Here is a 1,856-nt window from a genome sequence, read left to right as displayed (position 1 = left end):
TAAACATAGGCTTTCTTACTCATGAAAGTAATTATAACCCAGAGATTGCCGCGCCGTGCCTACCGGCAGGCAGGTCGTCTACGGCTCCTCCCGCCAGAGGCGGGCAGGCGCAATGACGGTGAGTTTGAGATTGCTTCGCCCGTTACACTCCCTCCCGCCAGAGGCGGACAAGCGCAATGACGGAGGTGCCGTTAACTCTCCTCGCAATGACAGAGGATTTAATTTCCTCCAATGACAACCCTATTCGTCACTGCCTGCCCCTTATTTGTCACTGCGAGCGAAGCGTGGCAGTCTCAGGTAAGCAGGCAATGACGGTGAGTTTGAGATTGCCGCCCGGTCGCTATCTATGCCTACCGGGCCAATACCTAATAACATCATAGACATAGGTAGGTAACATATAAGAACGCTATTTTTTCAATTGCCATATCATTTTTAGGCAGAGAAATAGGTTGTTCAGGGAATAAGCCGAAGCTGTTTGAGTCAGGCTTATATCCGACTTCCAACTACGTTGTAAGTTTTGGCTTTTTGAAGCCAAAGAAAAGGATATAGTTTAGCCTGACGAGTTCTGCAGGCGCCTGAACAACCATACATTTTGAAGCCGTTAAAAATGATCGGCCGCCCTTCTTTTGCTTCGTTTTCTTGGGCGAGCAAGAAAATGAAGGAGAACAACCCACGAAAAAATTTTAGAGCACAAAAAAAATGCCTCCCGAAACGAGAGGCATTTTTTGACGAACTATTTTTTTAGTAAGTCTTGCCAACACCTGTATTAGCAGAATCAGCTGGATCTCTGTGACAATCTATACAAACACTGTCAAGACCAGTTGTTGTGTAAGCATCTTTCAAGAAGTACTTGCCTTTAGTCATATGCGGGAAAGAATTATCCCAACCCGACGCGCTTGCGTAAGTCGTTGCGTATGTATTAAAGCCTGTACCTGTGTAAGTCGAGCCAGCTCCGCCACTTAAACCACCTCTGTGACATCTACGACAGTTCCTCGAACTCTCCCAAGCAGTCTGCACGCTAATTTGAGATACCCCGGAATACATAGTATTCGTCGTGTCTGTCATCACGTGAGTCTTGTTACCTGTTGTAGTGTAGAAGTTCAAGCTATGACAATCCGCGCAAAATTGATTCTGAACTTCAGAGTTATTTCCATAATCTAAAACACCACTGGCCTTGTATCCCGCAAGCGAAGTTGATGTCCCATTTAAAAGCTGAACCTTCCCATCTTTGTTACCATCAAGTTTAACTATACAATTATTGTAACAGTTAGCTCCGTGAACACTGTGACAATGGCTGCAAGTAAACCCATTAGTAAATTGAGTGACACCAACAGAATCAGGAATATCAATTGTTCCGCTTTGTTTCAAGGTATGCCTTCTATCGCCAAGATCAGCACCAGTGGAATCATAGTTGGCATTGCTACCTCCATAGACTGCAAGCTGAGTAAGCGGAGCGCCGGCTACGTGACATGCCTCACAAGCGCTAAGACCACTAGTTGCTCCCGAGCGCAACAATACATAGGTTCCCGTTGCCTGGTGAATCGCGTGACAGACTTTACATTTATCCGTGCTGACAGCGTATCCACCGTGCGGGTCTGTAACTTCACCGCTTATATAATACGTATTACCACCAATGGTAGTGGTTCCGCTTGTGTCATAGCCATAACCAAAGGCAACAACCGTCATGCTTAAAGTAAAGACCACAACTAAAGCCATAATTAACATCTTTTTCATTTTTTTCACCTCCTATGCTTATTTATGTTTTATTAAATTTATCAACCCTACATATCACACTTAATATATTATACCACATTAAATGCATTATTTTAATCCAATATTTAAAATTTTCTCAAAAA

General features: G+C 43.8%; 1 protein-coding gene. It reads right to left on the bottom strand.

Going from position 1 to position 1,856, the window contains the following annotated elements; translation table 11 throughout:
- Positions 1-741: 741 nt before the first annotated feature.
- Positions 742-1,734 (bottom strand): hypothetical protein, encoded by a 993-nt coding sequence (locus tag Q7U95_RS05490; RefSeq protein ID WP_308752575.1) that lies wholly within the window; start codon positions 1,732-1,734, stop codon positions 742-744.
- Positions 1,735-1,856: the final 122 nt, after the last annotated feature.

The sequence above is a fragment of the Candidatus Oleimmundimicrobium sp. genome (assembly GCF_030651595.1).
Taxonomy (GTDB): domain Bacteria; phylum Actinomycetota; class Aquicultoria; order UBA3085; family Oleimmundimicrobiaceae; genus JAUSCH01.
The sequence above is the reverse complement of the archived record's forward strand: the minus strand, read 5'-3'. Positions and strand labels throughout refer to the sequence as shown.

What these genes read in the sequence shown, in the direction of transcription:
- Q7U95_RS05490 (WP_308752575.1), bottom strand. Translation starts at nt 1,734, where the DNA reads ATGAAAAAGATGTTAATTATGGCTTTAGTTGTGGTCTTTACTTTAAGC.